Origin of the sequence: Lentibacillus jeotgali (assembly GCF_000224785.1) — a bacterium.
GTDB lineage: Bacteria > Bacillota > Bacilli > Bacillales > Amphibacillaceae > Lentibacillus > Lentibacillus jeotgali.
Map to the genome: position 1 here is coordinate 139,763 of NZ_AGAV01000018.1, position 21,688 is coordinate 161,450.

Annotated in this window: 16 protein-coding genes and 1 pseudogene; 14 read left to right on the forward strand and 3 right to left on the reverse strand. The window is 42.0% G+C overall.

Annotation, left to right across the window (positions count from 1 at the left end; all coding sequences use genetic code 11):
• The first annotated feature begins 82 nt into the window (after positions 1-82).
• The 9 genes from gabT (at position 83) to ON01_RS19960 (ending at position 9,875) form a co-directional block, all read left to right on the forward strand.
• A complete protein-coding gene (gene gabT / locus ON01_RS14825; protein ID WP_010531860.1) occupies positions 83-1,384 on the forward strand; it encodes a 4-aminobutyrate--2-oxoglutarate transaminase in 1,302 nt (433 codons plus the stop codon).
• A gap of 80 nt (positions 1,385-1,464) precedes the next feature.
• Positions 1,465-2,859, forward strand: coding sequence for an NAD-dependent succinate-semialdehyde dehydrogenase (locus ON01_RS14830; protein WP_010531861.1), 1,395 nt, complete (start codon positions 1,465-1,467; stop codon positions 2,857-2,859).
• A 150-nt stretch (positions 2,860-3,009) separates the two neighbouring features.
• On the forward strand, positions 3,010-3,186 hold the full coding sequence (locus ON01_RS19615) for a hypothetical protein (RefSeq protein ID WP_175284965.1): 177 nt from the start codon (positions 3,010-3,012) through the stop codon (positions 3,184-3,186).
• 27 nt (positions 3,187-3,213) lie between these two features.
• A complete protein-coding gene (locus ON01_RS14835; protein ID WP_010531862.1) occupies positions 3,214-4,809 on the forward strand; it encodes a sodium:solute symporter family protein in 1,596 nt (531 codons plus the stop codon).
• Positions 4,810-4,819: 10 nt separating this feature from the next.
• The gene (locus ON01_RS14840; protein ID WP_425357513.1) at positions 4,820-6,073 is read left to right on the forward strand and encodes a M20 family metallo-hydrolase; all 1,254 of its coding nucleotides are present in this window, start codon (positions 4,820-4,822) and stop codon (positions 6,071-6,073) included.
• A gap of 103 nt (positions 6,074-6,176) precedes the next feature.
• Positions 6,177-7,283, forward strand: coding sequence for a class II histone deacetylase (locus ON01_RS14845; RefSeq protein ID WP_010531864.1), 1,107 nt, complete (start codon positions 6,177-6,179; stop codon positions 7,281-7,283).
• Between the two features lie 3 nt (positions 7,284-7,286).
• Complete coding sequence (locus ON01_RS19620; RefSeq protein WP_175284966.1) at positions 7,287-7,442, forward strand: hypothetical protein; 156 nt, start codon at positions 7,287-7,289, stop codon at positions 7,440-7,442.
• Between the two features lie 279 nt (positions 7,443-7,721).
• Positions 7,722-9,104: an MDR family MFS transporter gene (locus ON01_RS14850; protein ID WP_010531865.1), complete on the forward strand. Its 1,383-nt coding sequence runs from the start codon at positions 7,722-7,724 to the stop codon at positions 9,102-9,104.
• Between the two features lie 213 nt (positions 9,105-9,317).
• On the forward strand, positions 9,318-9,875 hold the full coding sequence (locus ON01_RS19960) for a DUF6155 family protein (protein ID WP_010531866.1): 558 nt from the start codon (positions 9,318-9,320) through the stop codon (positions 9,873-9,875).
• Between the two features lie 406 nt (positions 9,876-10,281).
• Here ON01_RS19960 and ON01_RS14860 read toward each other — a convergent pair whose 3' ends face one another.
• Positions 10,282-11,166 (reverse strand): LysR family transcriptional regulator, encoded by an 885-nt coding sequence (locus ON01_RS14860; protein WP_010531867.1) that lies wholly within the window; start codon positions 11,164-11,166, stop codon positions 10,282-10,284.
• Between the two features lie 440 nt (positions 11,167-11,606).
• Here ON01_RS14860 and ON01_RS14865 point away from each other — a divergent pair, with 440 nt between their 5' ends.
• The 4 genes and pseudogenes from ON01_RS14865 to ON01_RS14885 all read left to right on the forward strand — a co-directional run bounded on the left by ON01_RS14865 (position 11,607) and on the right by ON01_RS14885 (position 17,689).
• Complete coding sequence (locus ON01_RS14865; RefSeq protein WP_010531868.1) at positions 11,607-13,601, forward strand: hydantoinase/oxoprolinase family protein; 1,995 nt, start codon at positions 11,607-11,609, stop codon at positions 13,599-13,601.
• Between the two features lie 73 nt (positions 13,602-13,674).
• A pseudogene (locus ON01_RS19270) lies at positions 13,675-14,867 on the forward strand (IS3 family transposase).
• Between the two features lie 260 nt (positions 14,868-15,127).
• Positions 15,128-16,897: a hydantoinase B/oxoprolinase family protein gene (locus ON01_RS14880; protein ID WP_010531869.1), complete on the forward strand. Its 1,770-nt coding sequence runs from the start codon at positions 15,128-15,130 to the stop codon at positions 16,895-16,897.
• A 75-nt stretch (positions 16,898-16,972) separates the two neighbouring features.
• Positions 16,973-17,689, forward strand: a complete 717-nt coding sequence (locus ON01_RS14885; protein WP_010531870.1) for an isochorismatase family protein — start codon at positions 16,973-16,975, stop codon at positions 17,687-17,689.
• Between the two features lie 409 nt (positions 17,690-18,098).
• On the opposite strand, the gene ON01_RS14890 is transcribed toward ON01_RS14885, so the two are convergent.
• Positions 18,099-19,232: a M20 family metallopeptidase gene (locus tag ON01_RS14890; RefSeq protein WP_010531871.1), complete on the reverse strand. Its 1,134-nt coding sequence runs from the start codon at positions 19,230-19,232 to the stop codon at positions 18,099-18,101.
• Between the two features lie 81 nt (positions 19,233-19,313).
• Positions 19,314-20,486 (reverse strand): N-methyl-L-tryptophan oxidase, encoded by a 1,173-nt coding sequence (solA, locus tag ON01_RS14895; protein WP_010531872.1) that lies wholly within the window; start codon positions 20,484-20,486, stop codon positions 19,314-19,316.
• Positions 20,487-20,833: 347 nt separating this feature from the next.
• On the opposite strand from solA, the gene ON01_RS14900 reads away from it, so the two are divergent.
• A complete protein-coding gene (locus ON01_RS14900) occupies positions 20,834-21,454 on the forward strand; it encodes a DUF1989 domain-containing protein (RefSeq protein WP_010531873.1) in 621 nt (206 codons plus the stop codon).
• Positions 21,455-21,688 lie beyond the last annotated feature (234 nt).

A 21,688-nucleotide genomic window follows, 5' to 3' on the forward strand; every position in this document is an offset into this window, starting at 1 on the left:
CTGGTACTTTTCACTATACCAATAAACTATCATAATCGTTTATAAATTCATAGTATATCGTCAATAAAGGAGGTTCCATTTTATGGAAACGGTTACGACTGATACAAAAGCACTGCAGGAGAAAAGAGAAAACTATATACCAAAAGGGGTTAGCAATGGTAATTCAAATATAGTAAAAGATGCAATCGGTGCCACCGTTACGGATATTGATAACAATGAATGGATTGACTTTGCAGGGGCTATTGGGACATTAAATGTCGGTCATACGCATCCGAAAGTAACGACCGCCGTTAAAGAACAAGCCGATAAATTTTTACATCCTGGCTTTAATGTCATGATGTATGAAGGTTATATCAATTTAGCAGAAAAGCTATGTCAAATTACACCAGGTCATTTCAATAAACAAGCCCTTCTTCTGAATTCAGGGGCGGAAGCGATTGAAAATGCGATAAAAGTGTCCAGAAAATATACCGGCAAGCAAGCCGTTGTTTCGTTTGAACGTGGATTCCATGGAAGAACAAATTTAACTATGGGCATGACAAGTAAGGTTAAACCGTACAAATTTGGCTTTGGTCCATTTGCACCGGATATTTATCAGGCGCCATATCCGTATTTGTACCATAAGCCCAGTCAGTTGACCGATGACGAATATGTCGATCAGGTTATCAGAGACTTTGAAGATTTTTTTGTCTCATCCGTTGCCCCGGAAAACGTTGCATGTGTTGTGATGGAGCCGGTTCAAGGTGAAGGTGGTTTTATTATTCCGCCGAAGCGATTTGTCCAGTATGTCAAAGAATTCTGTGAGAAACATGGTATTGTGTTTGTAGCAGATGAAATTCAAACCGGATTCGGCCGTACCGGAAAGTTATTTGCGGTTGATCATTTTGATGTTGAACCTGATCTCATGACGGTTTCAAAATCGATGGCTGCCGGATTGCCATTAAGCGGTGTAGTGGGCAAGAAGGAAATTTTGAACGCTGCCAACCCAGGTGAGCTGGGTGGAACGTATGCTGGAAATCCGGTAGCTTGTTCAGCAGCTCTAGCTGTTATCGATGTGATGGAAGAGGAGAACTTACCTGAAAAAGCAGATGTCATTGGGCGAAAAATTGAAGGGAAGCTGCAGGAGTTACAGAAAAAATATGAATTTGTTGGCGAGATTCGTAGACTTGGCGCAATGGTTGCCGTTGAAATTGTGGAAGACCGTGAGTCGAAACGGCCAGATAAACAAAAAACGAGCGACATTACTGCGAACGCCAATCAAAACGGATTATTACTTCTTTCCGCAGGGATAAATTCGAATATCGTTCGGTTCCTTGCACCACTCGTAATAACTGATGAAGAATTGGAAAAAGGATTGGATATATTGGAGCAGACTTTTGTATAAATGGGATTTTATAGTGGAAATTGTGGCTGGTTTTGTCGCTTTTCCTCTTCAGGACTAATAGCTGGAAGGGAGTCTATGCCATGACAGAGATACTGCAGGTGAAAAATCCTGCAACAGGAGAACGTGTGCAGGATGTGAAAATAAATACCGAGGAAGAAATACTGGAGGCCTTAAAAAAAGGTCACGCAGCTTTTAAGCAATGGTCCAACGTAAATGCACATGAACGGTCAAGATTGTTAAAGAAATGGTCGGATCGGATTCAGGACAATAAAGAAGATATTGCGAACGTCATGACGTTGGAAAGTGGGAAGCCCATCAAGGAATCCCTGGGGGAAGTGGATTATGCAACCAGTTACATAGACTGGTATGCGGAAGAGGCAAAACGTATTTATGGGCGTACGATCCCAGCCAATACAGAATCCAAACGTATCATTGTTACGCGTCAGCCAGTTGGACTTGTTGCAGCCATTACACCATGGAATTTCCCGGCGGCCATGATGACGAGAAAGGCTGCACCGGCCCTCGCTGCAGGGTGTACGTTCGTGGTGAAACCAGCAGAGGAAACCCCTCTGACAACAATTAAACTTATTGAGTTGGCACATGAGGCTGGAATACCTGAAGATGCAGTTCAATGTGTAAACGGGTATGGCAATGAAGTCGGGAAACTGTTCACCGATAGTGAATACGTGCGCAAAATTACATTTACAGGGTCAACCCCAGTCGGAAAACATCTCATTAAAAACAGTACAGATACATTGAAACATGTCTCGATGGAATTAGGCGGGCATGCCCCGCTGATTATCGCAGAAGATGCGGATCTTGATTTTGCAGTCGCTCAAACGATTGCTTCCAAGTTCAGAAATGCCGGCCAAACGTGTATATGTGCGAACCGTGTGCTTGTACATGAAAATATAGCCGAGGAATTCTCGGCCAAATTAACCAAAGAAGTTAGTAAACTAACAGTAGGGAATGGAATGGAAGAACAGACACAAGTTGGACCTGTGATTAATGAAAAAGGCTATGATAAGGTGATTTCACAGCTTGAGGACGCCACTGAAAAGGGAGCAGAGGTGTTATGTGGAAATCAATCTGATGCCAACAGAAAAGCAGGTTATTTTTATATCTATCCAACTGTACTCAAAAATGTAAACGAAAGTATGAAAATGATGCAGGAGGAAACATTTGGTCCGGTTGTGCCGATTACAACCTTTAACGAAACTGCAGAGGCGGTCAAAATTGCTAACGGCACACCATTTGGGTTGGCTGCCTATTTCTTTACCAACGATTACCGCACGGGAACATATTTACATGAAAACTTGAACTTTGGCATTGTTGGTTGGAACGATGGGGCCCCATCCGCCGCACATGTACCATTTGGTGGTATGAAAGAGAGCGGTTTGGGCCGTGAAGGTGGCATAGAGGGAATAGAGCCTTATTTGGAAACGAAGTATTTGTCGGTGGGTGGAATAGTATAAAATCGTCTTATGATTTAAAAAGCAGTTAGATTAATATCAGAAATTTAAGAGGTCTTGCTGTATCTAGTAATTGATACTAGAATATTAATAACCAATCAAAATTTTGAATAATCTGTACCAACAAAAACTTACTTGGTGGTGACTACAACTATGAATATTGAAGTGTTAATTTTATTTATTAATGCAACGTTGGTAACTGTATTATCTTCCGTTGTTGTAATTGCTATACTCCGAAAGCAATACCTTCCTGCCATCAGAAAAGCTGAACAGGAGGAGCAGAATAAAGAACGTTATAACAGCAATGACGATCAAGAAAATTTAAATTAAGTGAGAGATACAGGCGGAGGGGTAAAAATGGCTGTTACAATATTTGTGATTGTTTTGTTACTTTATGTTGTTATAGGGGGTATTCTAACCCGCTTTGTAAAAAACAGTGATGATTTTTATGTAATGGGAGGAAAAGGTTCCACCCTTCTTATCGTTGGCACGTTAGCGGCAACTTATCTTAGTGCAACGACATTATTAGGAATTGCAGGACAATCTTATGCTGAAGGACCGTTAGTGATCGCAGCACTAGGCTCATTTGGGGCTTGGTTAGGAACACTGCTTGCAGTGATTTATGTCGGTAGAAAAATGAAGGCATTGGGTTGTAAAACGATGCCGGATTATTTTGAAAAGCGATTTAATAATAAGTGGGTCAGTGTTGTAGCTACATTGATTATGATTGTGGGATTAATTGGATATGGGGTCACTCAATTTATCGGTGCAGGTCTGGTTTTGAGTGAAATGACCAATATTAATTTTGAATTATTAGTTGTGTTATTTACAATCGCGCTAATCGTGTTCACCGCGTTTGGCGGGATGTATGGGGTGGTTGTTACTGACACAATTATGTTTTTTACGATGCTGGCAATTTCAGTTGTAATTGCTCCGATGATCATCGGACAAGCTGGTTTTGACCAAATGAAAAGTCTGTCAGAAACGATACCAGGTTATTGGACGATTGCGGGAGCAGAAAATCGGCCTCTAGGTTGGTCAATTTCGCAGTTTCTTGTATGGATTTTATTTTTTACTTGTATCCCAGCACTTGTCTCACGCGTTTTTCCTGCAAAAAATGATTTTGTTATCCTGAAGACGGCAATAATTGGTGTGTTTTTCGCTCCCTTTATGCAATTAATCGTTTTTATTGCAGCAGGTGGCATGCAAGTACTTGATCCAAATATTACACCAACAGATAATGCAATGGTTGTTGGATTTATGGAATATACGCCGCCAGCAGTAGCTGGAATAGGACTTGCAGCTTTGATGGCCTCGATTATGTCGACGGCTTCAACGTTGTTTGTATTAGTCGGATTCGCACTTTCCCGTGATGTTTATGAAAAGATATTTGAAAAAGATCTGGATGAAAAACAACGTCTCAGTACAGCGAGGATAGGACAAGTAGTTGTCGCTGTTATTATCTGTATTATTTCCATTTTTCAACCATCAGCTATTTATTGGATTTCAATTTATGCAGGGTCTATATTTGCGGTAGGCTGGCTACCAACTATTGTAGCTTCGTTTGAATGGAAACGTATGAACTCGAAAGCAGCTCTTGTCAGTATGATAATGGGCGTTGCAACGTTTATCCTTTTTGGTGAACTTATAAGGGTTGGCGTGATAACGGTGCCTGAAGGGGTAGATGAGCTCATGATCGCCATCTGTTTTTCCGTTGGATCACTCATAGTTGCTGCTCTGCTTACAAAGCCGAACTCTTATGAACTGCAATATTATAGTAAAATGAAACAAACAAGTATGGCGAAACAAACCATTAACGAGTTCCTAAAGAAACCAAATGGTCTGGCTGAAATCAAAAAACAGTATAAGCAAATTATTGTTACAGCAGTGGTCGTTACACTAATTTCTGTAGGGATTTGGGGATACTTCTTTATCCAACTTGGTTTGGGATAATTGATTAGGAGTGTTCAAGTTGAATTTTTTAAAGAAGAAAGTCAATTTTAAACGACTTAAATACACAATTGATAAAAGTTCAGAAATCGGAAAAATCCCGGGGAATGGCCTGAGAAGGCTTGCTCTTTCTGACGAGGATAAAGAGATGCGGGATTTATTTAAATATTGGATGAAAGATTCAGGTTTAGCTGTTCGAGTAGATGATTTTGGCAATATGTACGGAAGAAGAGAGGGGGATACAAATCAATCTCCCATTGTAGTAGGCTCTCATTTGGATACGCAGCCTAGTGGTGGTCGATTTGATGGCATTTTAGGTGTACTAATAGCCTTGGAAGCTGTTAGAACCCTTAATGATTATGGTATAGAAACAACCAGGCCAATTGAAATCGTTAATTTTACAAATGAAGAAGGTGCCCGGTTTGAACCGCCTATGATGGCATCAGGGGGCCTGGCTGGTACATTTAGCCGTGATTTTATATATACGAGAACAGATCGTGAAGGAAAAAGTTATGGCGATGAATTGACACGGATTGGTTACGATGGAAAACAAGAAAATAGGCTCAAAGATTTTTTCGCATTTATAGAGCTGCACATTGAACAAGGGCCTGTATTAGAAAAAGAAAATATTTCAATCGGTGCTGTAGAGGGAATTCAAGGAACGAATTGGCTTGAAGTGACAGTTACAGGTGAATCAGACCATGCGGGTCCTACACCAATGGATATGAGAAAGGATGCACTGACAGCAGCATCAAAAATGGTAAGTATGATTGAGAATAAAGCAAAGAAGTATGGTGTTTCAGCAACAGTAGGACGTTTTTCTGTAAGTCCAGATGTCGTTAATTGCGTTCCAGGTGAAGTCGTGTTTTCGCTGGATCTCCGGCATCTCGACAATGATATAAGAATAACAGCTTTAAATGAAATGAAAAAAGAAATAGAAGTCATTGCAGCTAATCGTGATGTTTCGGTAAATATCAAAAATTTATGGGATAGTGAGACAGCTGTATTTAATAACGTAATTGTAAACATGATTTCAGAAACCTCAAACCAATATGGTTACTCAGTTAAAAGAATACCTAGTGGTGCTGGTCATGATGCGAAATACATGAATGACATGGGACCAACGGCAATGGTTTTTCTGCCAAGTGTAAACGGAAAAAGTCATGATGTTTCAGAATTAACCTTGGATAAAGACATAGAACAAGGAGCAGATGTTGTGTTTGGCGTCATTCAGAAACTTGCAAATTATGATAAAGAACTTGGTTAAAATAATATTTTGAAAGCATAATCTCCCTTTCGAATAAAGTTGACTTCGTAATTGGATGAATCAATCGTTCGAATAGTCTATTAAATTTAATGGAGGCGATAACATGTCGGTAAAAACAGGATTCATTTGTGATGAAAGTTATTTTTGGCATCAAACTGGGAATGGTGCTTTGAATATTCAATCTGGGGGATGGGTTCAGGCGGATACACATGCGGAAAATCCGGAGTCAAAGCGTCGTGTCAAAAATTTGTTGGAACGATCCAGATTTATGGATGAATTGCAACAGATATCACCCAGGGAGGCAACCCGTCAAGAAATCTTGATAAATCATAGTAAGGAATATATTAATAAGATAAAAGAATTAAGTGATGCTGGCGGTGGCGATGCTGGTGTGCATGCAATTGTCGGTCCTGATTCCTATGAGATTGCCTTGAAGTCGGCAGGTGGTGTAATGACATCCGTCGATGCAGTAATGGAAGAGGAAGTTCAGAATGCGTATGCACTCGTCCGACCGCCTGGTCATCATGCTGAGCCTGCTGAAGGGATGGGCTTTTGCCTGTTTAACAATGTGGCGATTGCGGCAAAATACGCACGTGAAAAATACGGCCTGAAACGTATCGCAATATTGGATTGGGATGTTCACCATGGTAATGGAACAGAAACAGCATTTGAAAATGACTCAGATGTATTATTCATTTCCGTTCACCAGGAAAACATTTTCCCGAAAGACCGTGGTGCCATAACGTATACTGGAAAAGGAGACGGTGAGGGTTATACGGTCAATATTGAGCTACCGGCCGGAACCGGGGATGAAGGCTATTTTTATGCTTTTGATCAATTGATTGCGCCAGTCTTTGACCAATATGCCCCGGAACTGATCTTCATTTCTGCTGGTCAGGATGCAAGCCGGTTTGATCCGATTGGGCGGATGTCCGTGACGGCTGAAGGGTATTTTCAAATGAGTAAACGTATTAAAAAACTGGCTGAAAAACATAGCAGCAACCGAATAATTGCCTGTCATGAGGGAGGATACAGCACCGCTTATGTTCCATTTTGTACATTGCGTGTGATCGAAGCGTTAAAAGGGAAGCGAAGTCAAGTGGACGACCCGTTTGATCAAGGATTCCATGAAGGCCCAATCTATCCGCATCAAAAGGAGGCTGTTCAACGGGCGATTGAGGTACAAAGAGCGTACTGGGATCTTAAGTAGCATATGATGGCTGGGGCAAAAGCGGCAGAGAAAGAAGCACAACAGAAGGCAGAAGAATTAGAACAAACCGCAAAAGAAGTGGAAAAAAATACAGCAGAGGCAATTGCCCGTAAGCTATTGCAAAATGGGGTGGACATTGGATTTGTTGCAGATTTCTGATTTGACTAAAGCTGAAGTTATGGAAATTCAGCGTGAATTACAGTAAAGGGATACCGGCAGCTTCCCGAAAAAAGTACGAGATGCGTTGAAAGATGCGATGGCACGGAAGTTTCTGTGTCATCTTTTTACGTTACTGGATGGTTGTCGTGTTTAGGACTTTAGTGACTGTAACAATCCGCTTCGGGTTCATAGGTTGTGACAAAGGAGATTCAATTGTAGTATTGTGTGTAGAGTGATGGCTTCAGAGTTTAAATACAAAGAGCAGGCGGGGTGACTTCGATGAATCTATCACGTTTTCATAAACGATTAATTGTGGCAATAACACTATCCGCATCGTTTTTATCTGTACTGACGCAATTTCTACTGATTACGGCTTTTCCGAAAATCATGCAGGAGTTTAGCGTTGACTCGACTGATGTTCAATGGCTTACAACTGTTTATATGCTAACGATTGCCGTTCTTATTCCGATAACGGCTTATTTTATTGACAGGTTTAAAACGCGCCATTTAATGATGAGCGCCATGTTTTTGTTTTTGGCAGGTACGTTGATCTGTTTAGTGGCACCTTCTTTTCCCGTTTTGCTGGTAGGGCGCGTATTTCAGGGTATGGGCTCCGGCATTATGATTCCGCTAATGCAGACGATTTTGTTTCTTATGTATCCGAGGGAAAAAAGAGGATTTGCAATGGGCCTGGCCGGGCTTGTGATTAACGTTGCGCCTGCGGTTGGCCCACCTATATCCGGTGTGTTGGTCAACTATTTTGACTGGCGTGCTTTATTCCTGGTGACACTACCGATTGCAGCGCTTATTTTGCTTATGGCTTATCTGTTTATGCGCAATGTTACAGAACAGCGGGACACGGATATTGATCCTTTATCGATTTTATTGTCAACAGCTGGTTTTGGCGGCATGCTGTATGCCTTTAATAAAATGGAGGAAAGCGGGATAGGCGATCCGGCAGCGCTTGGTGTTATGATTGCAGGCGCTGTGGCACTGGCTTTATTTGTGTACCGGCAGCTGCGGCTTTCGGCACCGATTTTGGAGGTTCGTGTGCTTAAAGTACCTCTTTTTGCACTTGTAACATTTATTTCGATCCTGTCGTTCAGCTTACTCATATCAACTGAGACGATATTGCCGATGTATGTTCAGAACGCGCAGCAATATTCAGCATTCTACGGCGGCCTGATCGTGATGCCCGGAGCTTTGACACTTGCCATCATGTCTCTGTTTGCCGGAAACTTATTTGACAAATACGGTGGTAAAATCATTGCGATTACCGGTTTCGTTCTGCTCACTTTAAGTACAATCGGTTTTCATTTTATTCTTGGACTCGAAACGCCATTCGCTGTAACGATGGTTTTATTCATGCTTGCCATGGGCGGCGTGGGTATGATCAATATGCCGATTATGACCGCCGGTATCAATGCGTTGCCTGATGATTTGATTCCGCATGGGACGGCGGTCATCAATACAGCCCGTCAATTTGGAGGATCACTTGGCTTAACGTTTATCATCTCCTTTATCAGCGGTGCTGAAAGCGGGACTGGAAACATAAACCCCGCTGATTACCTGGTCGGTGTGAAAACCGCCTTTTTCATCGCATTTCTGTTTGCCGTGACGGGATTGCTTCTTTCTCTGTTTATAGAGAGGAAAAAGGGATAACCGCTATATTGAGGGAAAGGTCATATACACTAAGCGTGTTTGAAAATCGATCGAGCGATGAGGGCATTGCCTAGGGAGTTACCATCTCATTAAGAAAAAGCTAATGAAGACTTTTTCCGTAACTACCACGCACTAATTGTTGAAATTTATCAATAATAACAAGATAATAAGAATAAGGCGTTTCATCCAATAGGTAAGCAGGGAGGAAGAAAGATGTCAAACGTTACAAATATGAAAATTCCGGAGCTTAAAAAGAACTTGAAAGAACTTAATCACAAAGAACTCATAGCGGTCATTACTGATTTATATAAACTAGATAGTGAGGTCAAGGATTATTTAACGTTGAAATTTACGGGTGAGGAAAAGAAACAGGAGCTATTCGACCGTGCGGAGAAGGAGATCAGGGATGAATTTTTTCCTGATCAAGGGTTTGGCAAGTTGCGCCTTGCCAAGGCAAAAAAAGCATTCACTGATTTTAAAAAACTCACAAATGATCAGATAGGAACACTTGATTTAATGCTTTGTTATGTCGAATTCGGGACTGAGTTTACTCAGACATATGGTGACATAGATGAGAGGTTCTATGTCAGTATGGAATCCGTGTATGCCCAAGTTATTTCTGCTTGTGATAAAGACAGAACATTATTTGAACAATTAAATGACCGTTTATATGGCGTCGTTATTGATTCAGGTGGAATCGGCTGGGGTTATCATGATAATTTGACAGATATGTATCACTCGCTGAAATGGCTGGATGAGGATGAAGATTGATAGGGAAAAATGTTGAGTTGTTTTGCTTCAATAATCGTATCTGATGACATATTCCTCTAAAATATTACCCGGGCAATAAAAATGCGAAATGATGTCGAGGTTTGCTCAACAAATAGACATGAATTTACCTTGGTTAACAGCTGTTTGTTTGAGTGTGAACAATCCGGTGAGAAGTTTTAAATTAAGATACAGGATCAATCATGTTCATTCGCAGTACCAAAAGAAGGTTGGCTACCGATGTAAACACAACACAGAAGTCTCTTACTCTATTAATAATAACAGAAAAAGTGCCATGTATTGTTTTATCATGACACTTTTTCTGTTTGGGTGAGATCACCGTAGTTCCGCCGTGGTATTCAAATACTCTTCTTCCCAATAACGGTCTTTATATAATCAACAAAATATCCTAAACCTTATTAATTAAAGGCGGGTAGTCAACAGTTGTGAAATCCTGGATGGTTTCGATAAATTTCGCCATCGTATTGGTTAAGTATGAGTCTTTGTGCCATATAAAAACAGTTGATATGTTGCTGTATTCATCAGGAATATCATGGCAGTGAATAGCACCATCCAGTTCTAATTGACGAACTGTGGATTGTGGTACAAGACTTATTCCAAGTCCCGACCTGACACTGCCTAAGATCGTTTCCAATGTGCCAAATTCCATTACGTTTGCATTTATAACGCCTTCATCATAAAGCCACTTTTCCAAATTAGCCCGATAACTGCACCCTTCACTGAAAACGAGCAGTGGTTCTTGTTTAAGATCTTCAAAGGAAAGTTTTTCGTTGCTTGATATTAATACCAGCTTTTCCTGGAATACTTCAACTTGTTCGATTTCCGGGTGAGAGCCGAAACCCGTGACAAATGCACCATCAAGTTTCCGGTTCAAAATTTGATTGATTAATTCTTTTGTGACGTCAGTTATTAGTGATAAATCAACTTTGGGGTAGTTTCTATGGTAGGATGATAAAATGGCTGGCAGTTTAATAACCGTTTCCACTGTGCCAATTTCCAGTGTTCCTAAGGGACTGTCGGAATCGTGAAATGCTTTTTCCATTTCATCCAGCAAGAGCAGAATTTTGTCTGAGTAGTTTAGAAGTTTCTTTCCTTCAGAATTGAGCGTAGTTCCTCGGCTGTGGCGGTGAAATAATTCTGTTTGTAAATTTGATTCCAGGGATTTTATTCTGGATGTCACATGTGACTGTACATAACATAGCTCATCAGCGGCTTTACTGATGCTTCCATGGTGCGCAACACTTTGAAAAATAAGCAAATCTTTTATTTCCATTAGCATCCCTCCAACAAACAATTCGGCATTAACCATTCAGTTATAGAGATATAAGCCATCTATTTTAATCATTATACAGGATAGCAGTTTAATTTTATAATAATTTTAAATATTTAACAAGGTTGTAACTGCATAAATAGTGAAAACTAGCTATAGTAGCTCTTTACGGCTATAGATTAGACAGTAAAATTGTTCGATATCAGTCTCAATGATGAAAACCATCAGTTCAAATCATTATACATGAAAACGCTTACGTTATACAATACAATAAACTAATAATTAACTAAAATTTGAAATTTATATATAGGGGGGTCACATATCCAGGAACCATGACAATGTAATTTTAGGTGAATGGCAGCTTATTGCAAAAATCTCAGTAGGGCGAAAAGCAAAGATGGTTTTGTATCACTGGTTCTACCTTAAATGAGAGGAGACTAAGAATGGTTCGAGTTGGAGTGGATGTTGGCGGTACATTTACTGATCTGGTATTAGTTGATGAAATAACGAATAAAATTAATGTACACAAGGTTCCGAGTACAACGCACGACCAATCTGTTGGTGTTATTAAAGGAGTAAAAGAACTCTGTGCAATAAGCGATGTGGACGTTGAGGATATTGATTATGTTCTGCACGGTACAACCGTTGCAACGAATATTACCATTGAAGGAAATGGTGCGAAGGTAGGTATGCTGACAACGCGAAATTATCGGGATATTCTTCATATTGCCCGTCATAAAAAGGTGGAGAATTTCTCGATTCAGCAAAGCCTTCCCTGGCAGGATAACCCTCTGGTGAAGCGACGGCACCGTCTCCCTATTACGGAAAAACTTCAAGCACCTGATGGGCGTATCCGCACCCCGATGGAGGAAGAGGAAGTGCGGGATGCTGTTAAAAAATTGAAAGCAGAAGATGTGGATGTCATTATTGTTGGCTTTCTTTTTTCGTTTCTTAATGATGTCCATGAAAAACGGGCAAAAGAAATTGTTAAGGACATCTGGCCGGAAATAACTTGTTTTACATCCAGTGAAGTTGCGCCCCGTATACGTGAGTATGAACGTTTCAGTACGACCGCCATGAACGCTTTTGTTGCGCCTAAAGTAAATCAGTATATTGATAACCTGGTTTCATCACTTGAAGAAGCTAACGTAAAAGGAAAGCTGCAGATCATGCAGTCTTCCGGCGGGATGGCGTCGTCCCAGAAGGCCACCATGACGCCGATGAATCTATTGAAATCAGGACCTGCCGGGGGAGTACTGGCATCTTCATGGTGGGGAGAATTAAATGGAATAGAAAATGTTATCAGTGTTGATATCGGAGGCACCTCTGCTGATATTTCAATCATTCCGGACAAAACGCCTAGAGTGGTAAATCCAAGAGATGCCGAGATTAATAGTTATCCAGTGGTTACGCCGATGCTGGAGGTAGATACGATTGGTGCTGGAGGCGGTTCGATTGCCTATGTCGATGCCGGTGGCGCATTTCGAGTTGGACCAAGGAGTGCTGGATCGACACCGGGACCTGCGTGTTACGGACAGGGGGGAGAAGATCCTTGTGTAACGGACGCTAATGTTGTTTTGGGAAAATTGGACCCGGAGCAGTTTTTGGGCGGGGATATTCCGCTTCATCCGGAAAAAAGTACTGAAGCTATACAAAAAATAGCTGACGAATTAAACATGACTGTTGAAGAAGCAGCGTTTGGCGTTTTAAGAATTATTAATAACAATATGGCGCTATCAATTCGGGAAAATTCAGTCCGCAAAGGAATCGACCCGAGAGATTTTGCATTATTGGCTGCAGGTGGAGCGGGACCGCTTCATTCCATTGATTTGGCAGAAACGATTGGTTCTGAGACTGTCATGGTTCCGAACTACCCCGGGATCACCGCTTCGGCTGGTTTATTAATCAGCGACCTGAAATACCATTTTAATGCTTCCTATATTGAGAGATTGGAAACGATTTCGGGTGACCTTGTCGCTAATTTGGGGCAGCAGTTGCAGGAATTAGAGGATCAAGCAGGGGACCAGCTAATTCGGGATGGCATCAGTCAAGGTGACATTGCGTATGAACGGGTTGCTGAATGCCGCTATATGGGACAGGGCTTTGAGCTGCGAGTGCCTATTCCGGAGGGTCCTTTAACGAAACAAAGCATAGAAGCGGTTGTTTCAGGTTTCCATCAGGCGCACGAGCAGGAATATGGTCATCATTTCCCTGAAAATACGGTGGAACTCATTTCGCTGGATATTGTTGCGACCGGGAAAACCCCATCTTTTAACCTGCCTCAATTAGAAGAAGGAGCGAGAACCAACCCGAAAGAAGCGCTTATGTATGAACGGCAAACCTATTTTGAAGTTGACGGGGAAATTAAAAGTTTATCCACTCCTCGTTACCAGCGGGAAAAATTATTGGCAAATGATCGTATTACAGGTCCGGCCTGATGTTAGCCTAATAATTGGACACAGAAAACAGAGATTTTTATACTGAAACTATTAATTCTTAGGAGTGTCCAAGATGAGCGGGAAACGATACGATAAAGAGTTTAAAATGTATGCTGTAAAGATGGTGACGGAAGATGGCAGAAAGGTGGCAGAAGTAGCACGAGAACTGGATATAGTCCATCAAACATTGCATAAATGGGTGGCTAAATATGAAGAAGAACAAGAAGATGCCTTTGTAGGGAGCGGGAACCTTCCTGCCAAAGATAAAGTAGAGTATGAAAAGGATAAGCGTATTCGTGACTTGGAAGAGGAGAATGCCATACTAAAAAAGGCTATGGGCATCTTCGCAAAAAGCCGGAAGTAATTTATGACTTCATCGAAAAACACCGACACGAATTCCGTGTGGCGAAGATGTGCGAGGTATTAGGTGTTTGGAAAAGTGGCTATTACGATTGGAGGGTTCGATCCAAGAGTAACCAGGAAAAGCGAAAAGAAAAGCTCACAGCACAGGTGAAGCGAGTATATATAGAGTCCTATAGAAGATACGGCAGCCCAAAAATCACAGAAATATTAAAACAGGAAGGCTGGGACGTATCACAAAAGACTGTGACCCGTATTATGAAGGAGAATGGCTTACGTTCGAAAACAGTGAAGAAATATAAAGCAACGACAAATTCAAAGCATTCTTATCCTGTTTATCCTAATTTATTGAATCAGAATTTCCACGTAGACCACCCAGGAGAAGTTTGGGTTAGTGATATCACTTATGTATGGACCAATGAAGGGTGGTTGTATTTAGCCACTGTCATGGATTTATTTTCAAGAAGAATCATCGGTTGGGAAATGAGCAGGCGAATGACAAAGGCTTTAACGATGACAGCTTTACAAAGAGCGATTCGTCAACAGGAACCACAGGAGGGACTGATTCATCATTCTGACCGTGGCAGTCAATATGCAGCCCATGACTACCAGGCCATTCTACGAAACTATAAGATCACGACAAGTATGAGCAGAAAAGGCAACTGTTATGACAATGCTTCTATCGAATCTTTTCATAGTGTCATGAAGAAAGAGCTTATATTTCATCAAAGATATCAGACACGTGCACAAGCAAAGCAAAGTATATTTGCCTACATCATGACTTTCTATAATTATAAACGTGTTCATTCGTCTATAGGATATTTGTCACCGATAGCTTATGAGAAAAAGTATGCGCAACGAATGGCTGGAACGAACGGAGTGGAATTTCTGTTACCTAAAAAGTAATGATGGGGAGAATTTGTTTCTCTGCAGCGAAGGCTACAGGAGCAGCCTGATAAATACTTAACAAGAATTCCAAATTTTAAGTGTCCAATTTCTTGACATAGGTCCACCTCTATCATTCAGCGTGACTCAACAACGATTGTTCCACCACACTGGGAGGTGGCCGTTTCATCGCACGGTATCTTAGTTGCGGGACTAAATGAAAGAAGGACCAGCACATCTCAAACCTGTGGATAAATATGTAACAGAGGCGGTGACGAGTGATGAGTAAAAAAATTGATCCTGTAACCATGCAAGTGATTGGAGGCGCACTGGATACGATTGCTAAAGAAATGTCCCACGTTATGCAGCGAATGGCCTACTCCTCTTTAATCCGGGAATCTGAGGATTTGGGTGCCGGGGTATTCAGCAAATTTGGTGAAACACTTGCAGAGTCAGATTCAACCCCTATGCAACTGGGATGTCTCCCCGGCTATATTGAGGGTTTTCAGGAAATAATCGGGGACAATCAACATCCGGAAGATATTATTTGGAACAATGATCCATATGCCGGCGCCTCACATTCGCCTGATATATCCCTTAGTCAGCCTATTTTCTACGAAGGGGAATTAATTGGTTATGCCGGAACGACAGCACATCACCTGGACATTGGCGGCGCACAGCCAGGTTTAATCGTGGATGCCCCTGATGTCTATGCGGAAGGGCTTGTATTAAATGGTGTCAAGTTGTATGACAAAGGGCAGCCGAATGAAACGCTGTTCGAGATCATTCGGCAGAAAGTACGGACTTCATCCCAGGTAATTGGTGACCTGAAAGCACAAGTAGCTGCCTGCAGACTGGGTGCAAAAAGGTATGTTGAACTTCTTGATAAGTATGGAAAAGATACGGTGCTTGCAGCTGGCGAAGAATTGATGAATTACTCTGAGCGCATGATGCGCCGGGAAATTGCCAAGATTCCTGATGGTGAATATGAGGCAGAATCGTGGCTTGATGATGATGGTATCAACCTGGATGAAAAATTGAGGGTTCATGTGAATGTCATTAAAAAAGGCAGTGAACTGGAGATAGACCTCTCCAAATCTGCTGACCAGGTAGCTTCGGCTTTTAATGCCGCCTATTCGGGCGCTCTATGTGTAGGTGTGTATAGTGTGGTGCGTTCCATTTTTCTTGACACTTATACACATGAAGAATTTGTTCCGGCCAATCATGGGGTGTTCCGCCCTGTTAAAGTCACAGCAAGGAAGGGAAGCATCTTTAATCCGATTCGTCCTGCAGCTACCTTTAGCCGGGCAAATCAAGTAAATACTGCCGCTGATTTGATTATCAAGGCATTAACTCCGGTCATCCCCGAAAGGACCTGTGCAGGGAGTGCCGCCAATATCCAGTTCGCATCGTATTCCGGTCTAGATGAGGGTCATAATTACTGGGTATACATTGAAGTCAATGAAGGTTCATATGGCGGTCGACCGGAAAAGGATGGCATGGATGCGATGGACTTCAGTTCATGGAATACACGAAACAACCCGATTGAAGATCTTGATATGCACACCCCGATGATTTGCGAGCAGTATGAACTAAGAGAAGATACCGGTGGTGCAGGTAAAACGCGGGGCGGCCTTGGAGTTATTCGCCGGAACCGTTTCCTGACAGATGGCTTAATGTCCATGGAAGGGGATAAACATACAGTGAAGCCTTGGGGATACCATGGCGGTCTGTCTGGTACGGAAGCAGCGTTAATTAAAAATTCGGATACAAACCCGGAAGAGCTCTCTTCAAAATTAAACGGCGAACGTTTTAACGCCGGGGAATCAGTGAAAATTATGGTCCCGTCATCCGGTGGCTATGGTGATCCATTGGAACGCCAGGCAAGTCAAGTTTATGAGGATGTACTGGATGAAATCATTTCTGTGGAAACAGCGCTGAATGACTATGGGGTTGTTATTGAAAATGGGAAATTAAATATGGAACAAACAGAAGAAAGACGAAAAGAAATTCGCCAGCGACGGGGAAAGCTGTCGTTATTTACCCAGTGAAGAAGATGGAAGGCTTTAACGATATGTGCAAGTGTATCACAAATATAAAATTATATCTTTGAAAGGGTGGAGGAAATGTCAGAGGAAATTTTTGATCTGGAATTATTGCAAAAAATGTTTAAGAGAGCAAGGGAAATTCATACAGAGCGTGGGTTTCAAAAAAGAGTCGGCTATGGGAAAAAACCAGGTATCATAACCGTCGATCTTGCAAATGCGTGGACCAGACCAGGGCATGCTTTCACCTGTGAAAACATGGAAGAGGTCATCCCGAATGTACGTCGTGTGCTGGATGCAGCGCGGGAAAAGAATGTACCGATTTTCCACAGTACAACCGGGTATAATCCGAATGGCTATCAGGATATTGGACGATGGGCAGATAAAATTCCATTGGACGAATTAAAGCTTGGAGAAGATTGGTTAGACATTGATGAAAGGTTGAATCCTCAGAAGGAAGAAATAGTATTCGTCAAAAAGACGGCCAGCTGCTTTAACGGGACGCCACTGCAGTACTGGCTCACAACCCATGGTGTAGACACACTCATTGTAGTCGGTGCTACAGCATGTGCCTGCGTACGCCACACATGCATGGACTCAACTGAACTTGGATTCCGTACCATTGTCCCTGAAGGAACGATCGCTGACCGCGTTCCTGGTGCAGTCGAATGGAACCTGTTTGATATAGATGCAAAATTTGGGGACGTCGATCCGTTGGACAAAGTCATTAAGTATCTAAATGGCATCGAAACCATCCACTCAGGAAATGAGGATGTGAAAGAAGGGTCAGTGCGATAATCATTTCGTCGTTTTAATGAGTCAGCTGTTGATAATTTATTAAAATGGAATGGCAAATGTCCTAAATAAAAGGCATTTGCCATTTTACTTCAGTAATGGACTATACCGGCGGACGTTTGACAGTTACGGCGCTTTTTTTGGTCGCCGTCGTCAACGGTGGGATAGGAATTTGAGAGTTTGAGGAGATTGAGCAATTCGCGCGAGGACCTGCAGATTTCGCGCGACGCTCACGGGATATCGCGCGGCATCCTCGGTATTTCGCGCGAAGATGGCATGAAATCGCGCAACGTCCGCAAGAAATCGCGCGATACTTCTCGGATTTCGCGCGATGTGCACCCGTTTATAATGTTGATTTTCGGCAGTTGCCGAAAATCGTCATATTGAAAATATTCTTCGGTCTTTGATTATGTTATATTGCATACGCAAGAATTAATTTTTTATAAAAATCAATGGAACGCAAGTAAGCATCCACATCAACGTATTCATTTGGCTGATGTGCCAGTTTCTCATTTCCGGGACCGTATATAAGTGTGGGGACGGCACTATCGGGATTTAAAACTGCACCGTCTGTATAATAGGGAACCCCGCACACTGAATCTGTGTCATCCTCTTTAACACTCAAAGCCTTCGTAATAATCGGACTTGATTGGTCTGTCAGAATCGACGGACGGTTCAATAATTCATTCATCTCGAACGTTGGGGCGTCTTCTCTGGAAAACAAATCATTTAATTTCTCTTTCAGTTCAGCAAATAATTGCTCGTGGGACTGGGGAGCCACGGTTCTGATATCAATATTCAGCGTACAACGGTCAGGGATCACATTTGTTTGAACGCCGCCTTCCATTCTATTGGCCGAAATGCTGCTTTCACCCAGGGGCGACTTGGAAATCTTCCAGTCTAGTTTTAACGATTCAACAATTTGAATAACTCGGCCCATCCATTCAATCGCATTGATTCCTTGGTCCGGCATTGATCCGTGGGCTGTTTTTCCAATGGTTACAACTTCAACCCATAAAGCACCTTTATGTCCTACACCGACTTTTTCATTTGTCGGCTCACCAATCACTAAAGCCTCGACATCAGACAAGTCGTCATCTTGTAAATACCGCCTTGCACCACAGCTGTCCACTTCTTCACCGGCAGTTGCTAGGAAAACAATATCCTTTGATAATTCTCTTTTTTCCTGAAAAAGCGATTCAATTGCTAGAAACATAGCCGCGAGACCGCTTTTCATATCTGAAGCACCGCGCCCGTACAGCTTTTTCCCAACCAGTTCGCCGGAAAACGGTGAATAATCCCATGGCTGCTCTCCGGCTAAAACGGTATCCATATGACCGCAGAAAATTAATTTGCCTTTTCCTTCACCTTTTAAGGAAATTTCAAAATTGCTCCTGTTTGCGTCAATATCTGTAATTTTATAGGGTAAACTTGTTTCTTCGCATCTTTCGGCAAGCTTTTTTGTCACATTGTTTTCGTTTCCCGGCGGGTTGGTACTGTCAATTCGAATCAGGTCTTGCAGGAATTGAACTGCTTCGTGTTCCATCAGGCTAACCTCCTGTTAAAACATTCAGACAGGAAAAGGTCTTGTTGCCTCCTTCTGTCCGTTTACATTCCAGTAAGTTATTTAGTTTTGCACCGTTTTTGATGCTTGTGGCTGTATGCTCGGACGTGTTGCTGAAAAGAGGGAAATGTCATGATTTGTTGTGCTGCTGGTCGCTAATTGGCTTAATATTTCTCCGACAGCACTTGAGTATTTATAGCCGTGACCGGAAAATCCGGCAGCAATCGCAACATTGGCATGTTCCGGATGCACGTCAATAATGAAGTTTTCATCTGGTGTATTGGTAAACATACACGTTTTGCCTACATTTAATTTACCTGCCGCCTGTGGCATAAACGTTTCCAGGAATTTACGAATATCACCTTCGTCTTTCGGAAAAATGCCAAATTCGCGATTCATATATTCGGGGTCTATTTCCTCACCGGCATCGTAACGTCCAATCTTTAATCCTGTTCCATCAATGCTTGGAAACCCGTAATATACGCCTGTTGGCAAGTCTACGAAAAAGCCGGGAAATTCATCAGACTGATATAGGGATTCCTCTGCATCAAACCAGCCGATTGTTTGCCGGCTTGGCTGCAACGCCAAATTAAGGTTGAGCTCGGATAACAGTTTTTTGTTCCAGGCTCCGGCACTGACAATTAGTTTATCGGCGGTAAATGTTCCTTCTTTCGTCTGGACAGTAACGTCATTTTCAGCGACTGCAAGGTCGTCAACAGGGGTGTTCGTCAGTAGTTCAGCGCCATATTGCAATGCCAATTTACGGAATGTACGGATACAATTCCCGCTGAATAGAACACCTGCCTCTGGTTCATAGCATCCGAAGTGTTCATCAGGAGCATTTATTCCAGGCCAGCGTTTATTGATTTCCTCACCATTATCAAGTGTATCAATAGGCAATGAATATTCCTTTCCGCCTGCGATTGCTTGGTTGACAAAATCTGAATTTCTTGGACCAAATGTTACCACACCTGTGTTTCGGAATATAGACTCAGTTGTTTCTTGCTGTAGTTCATCCCATAGTTCCTGAGCCCTTATGGCAAGCGGGACGTACTCGTATCCTTCACCGCATGCATGGCGAATGAGCCGTGTGTCACCGCTGTGACTTCCGTTTGAATGCGGCGGATCAAATGCATCGATGAGCAATGGTTTTGTTCCTTCCTTGGCCAGGTAATATCCGGCGGCCATCCCCATTGAACCAGCTCCAACAATAATCACGTCATAGTGTGAATTCATGAGATTCTTCTCCTTTACGGATTATTTAGATGATGAATTAACACATTTAATTAAAGCGTATTCATGGATTTCGGGTTTAAAGCCTGATTTCTGTTCCCGTGTGTTCTACTTCTTAATAAATATGATAGCGTTAATCGGGTATCAGGTAAAATGACTAATAATGATGAATTCCATCTCAATAAATGATATTTGGTCACCGCAGACTTCGGTAACAGTGATGGATGACATCATTTCTAATCATTATACGTGAAGGCATTTAGGTCTTATAATGAATTCAAATTAGGGCAATTCAGTATAGGGGAAGACTGAAAAAAAGAATTTTACATTTAGAGAGGGGAGTGTAGGATGTGGTTTTGTCACAAAAGGAAATAAAAGAGGAAATAACAATACCACCATATGAGAGAAGAAGCGTATTGCTAAAACCTGGTGAAGAACTGGTTATTATTGATGTTGAAGGTAAGCAAGTCGGTGATTTGGTATGCTTCAACAGAAATAACCCAAATGAGTTTGTATCACCTGTCCATATGAGAGCTTCTCTCGGAAGCATTCGATTAAAAGTCGGTGATCCACTCTATAGCAACAAACGCCGTCCGCTGATGACACTCGTTGAAGACACAGTAGGTAAGCATGATTTCTTTTTTCCAGCATGTGACTATTATCGCTATAAAGTAGACTATGGATCAGAGGACCACCCGAACTGTCAGGATAATTTGAAAAATGCCTTGAAGGCGTATGGATTGGAAGATCAACCAATTCCTGATCCGATAAACTTATTTATGAACAATGTTTTGGACCAAGCAGGCGATTACGAGATTCATGAGCCATTATCCAAGCCCGGCGATTATGTCCGTCTAAAAGCATTGGAAGAAGTGATTGTTGCATGCACAACCTGTTCCCAGGATATGGCGCCTGTTAACGGATGGAAAGTGACGTCTTTAAAAATGCAGATTGGTGTTAGTGGCTGTTAAGAATAAAAAGACTCGGGCTTGCTGGAATATCGATCGGAAGCAGTCTGGAATCGATCGAGTGGGGCTATAAATCGATCAGAAAAGCATGAGTTCGATCCAGTTGAGTAGAAAACCGATCGAGCTCGAAGGAAAATCGATCGACCAGGTACCACTAAGACATTTGGAAATTCGCACTACGATTCTGTATAATGATACTTTAGTAGTCTACCATAGTAATGTAATAAAAGGGAAATC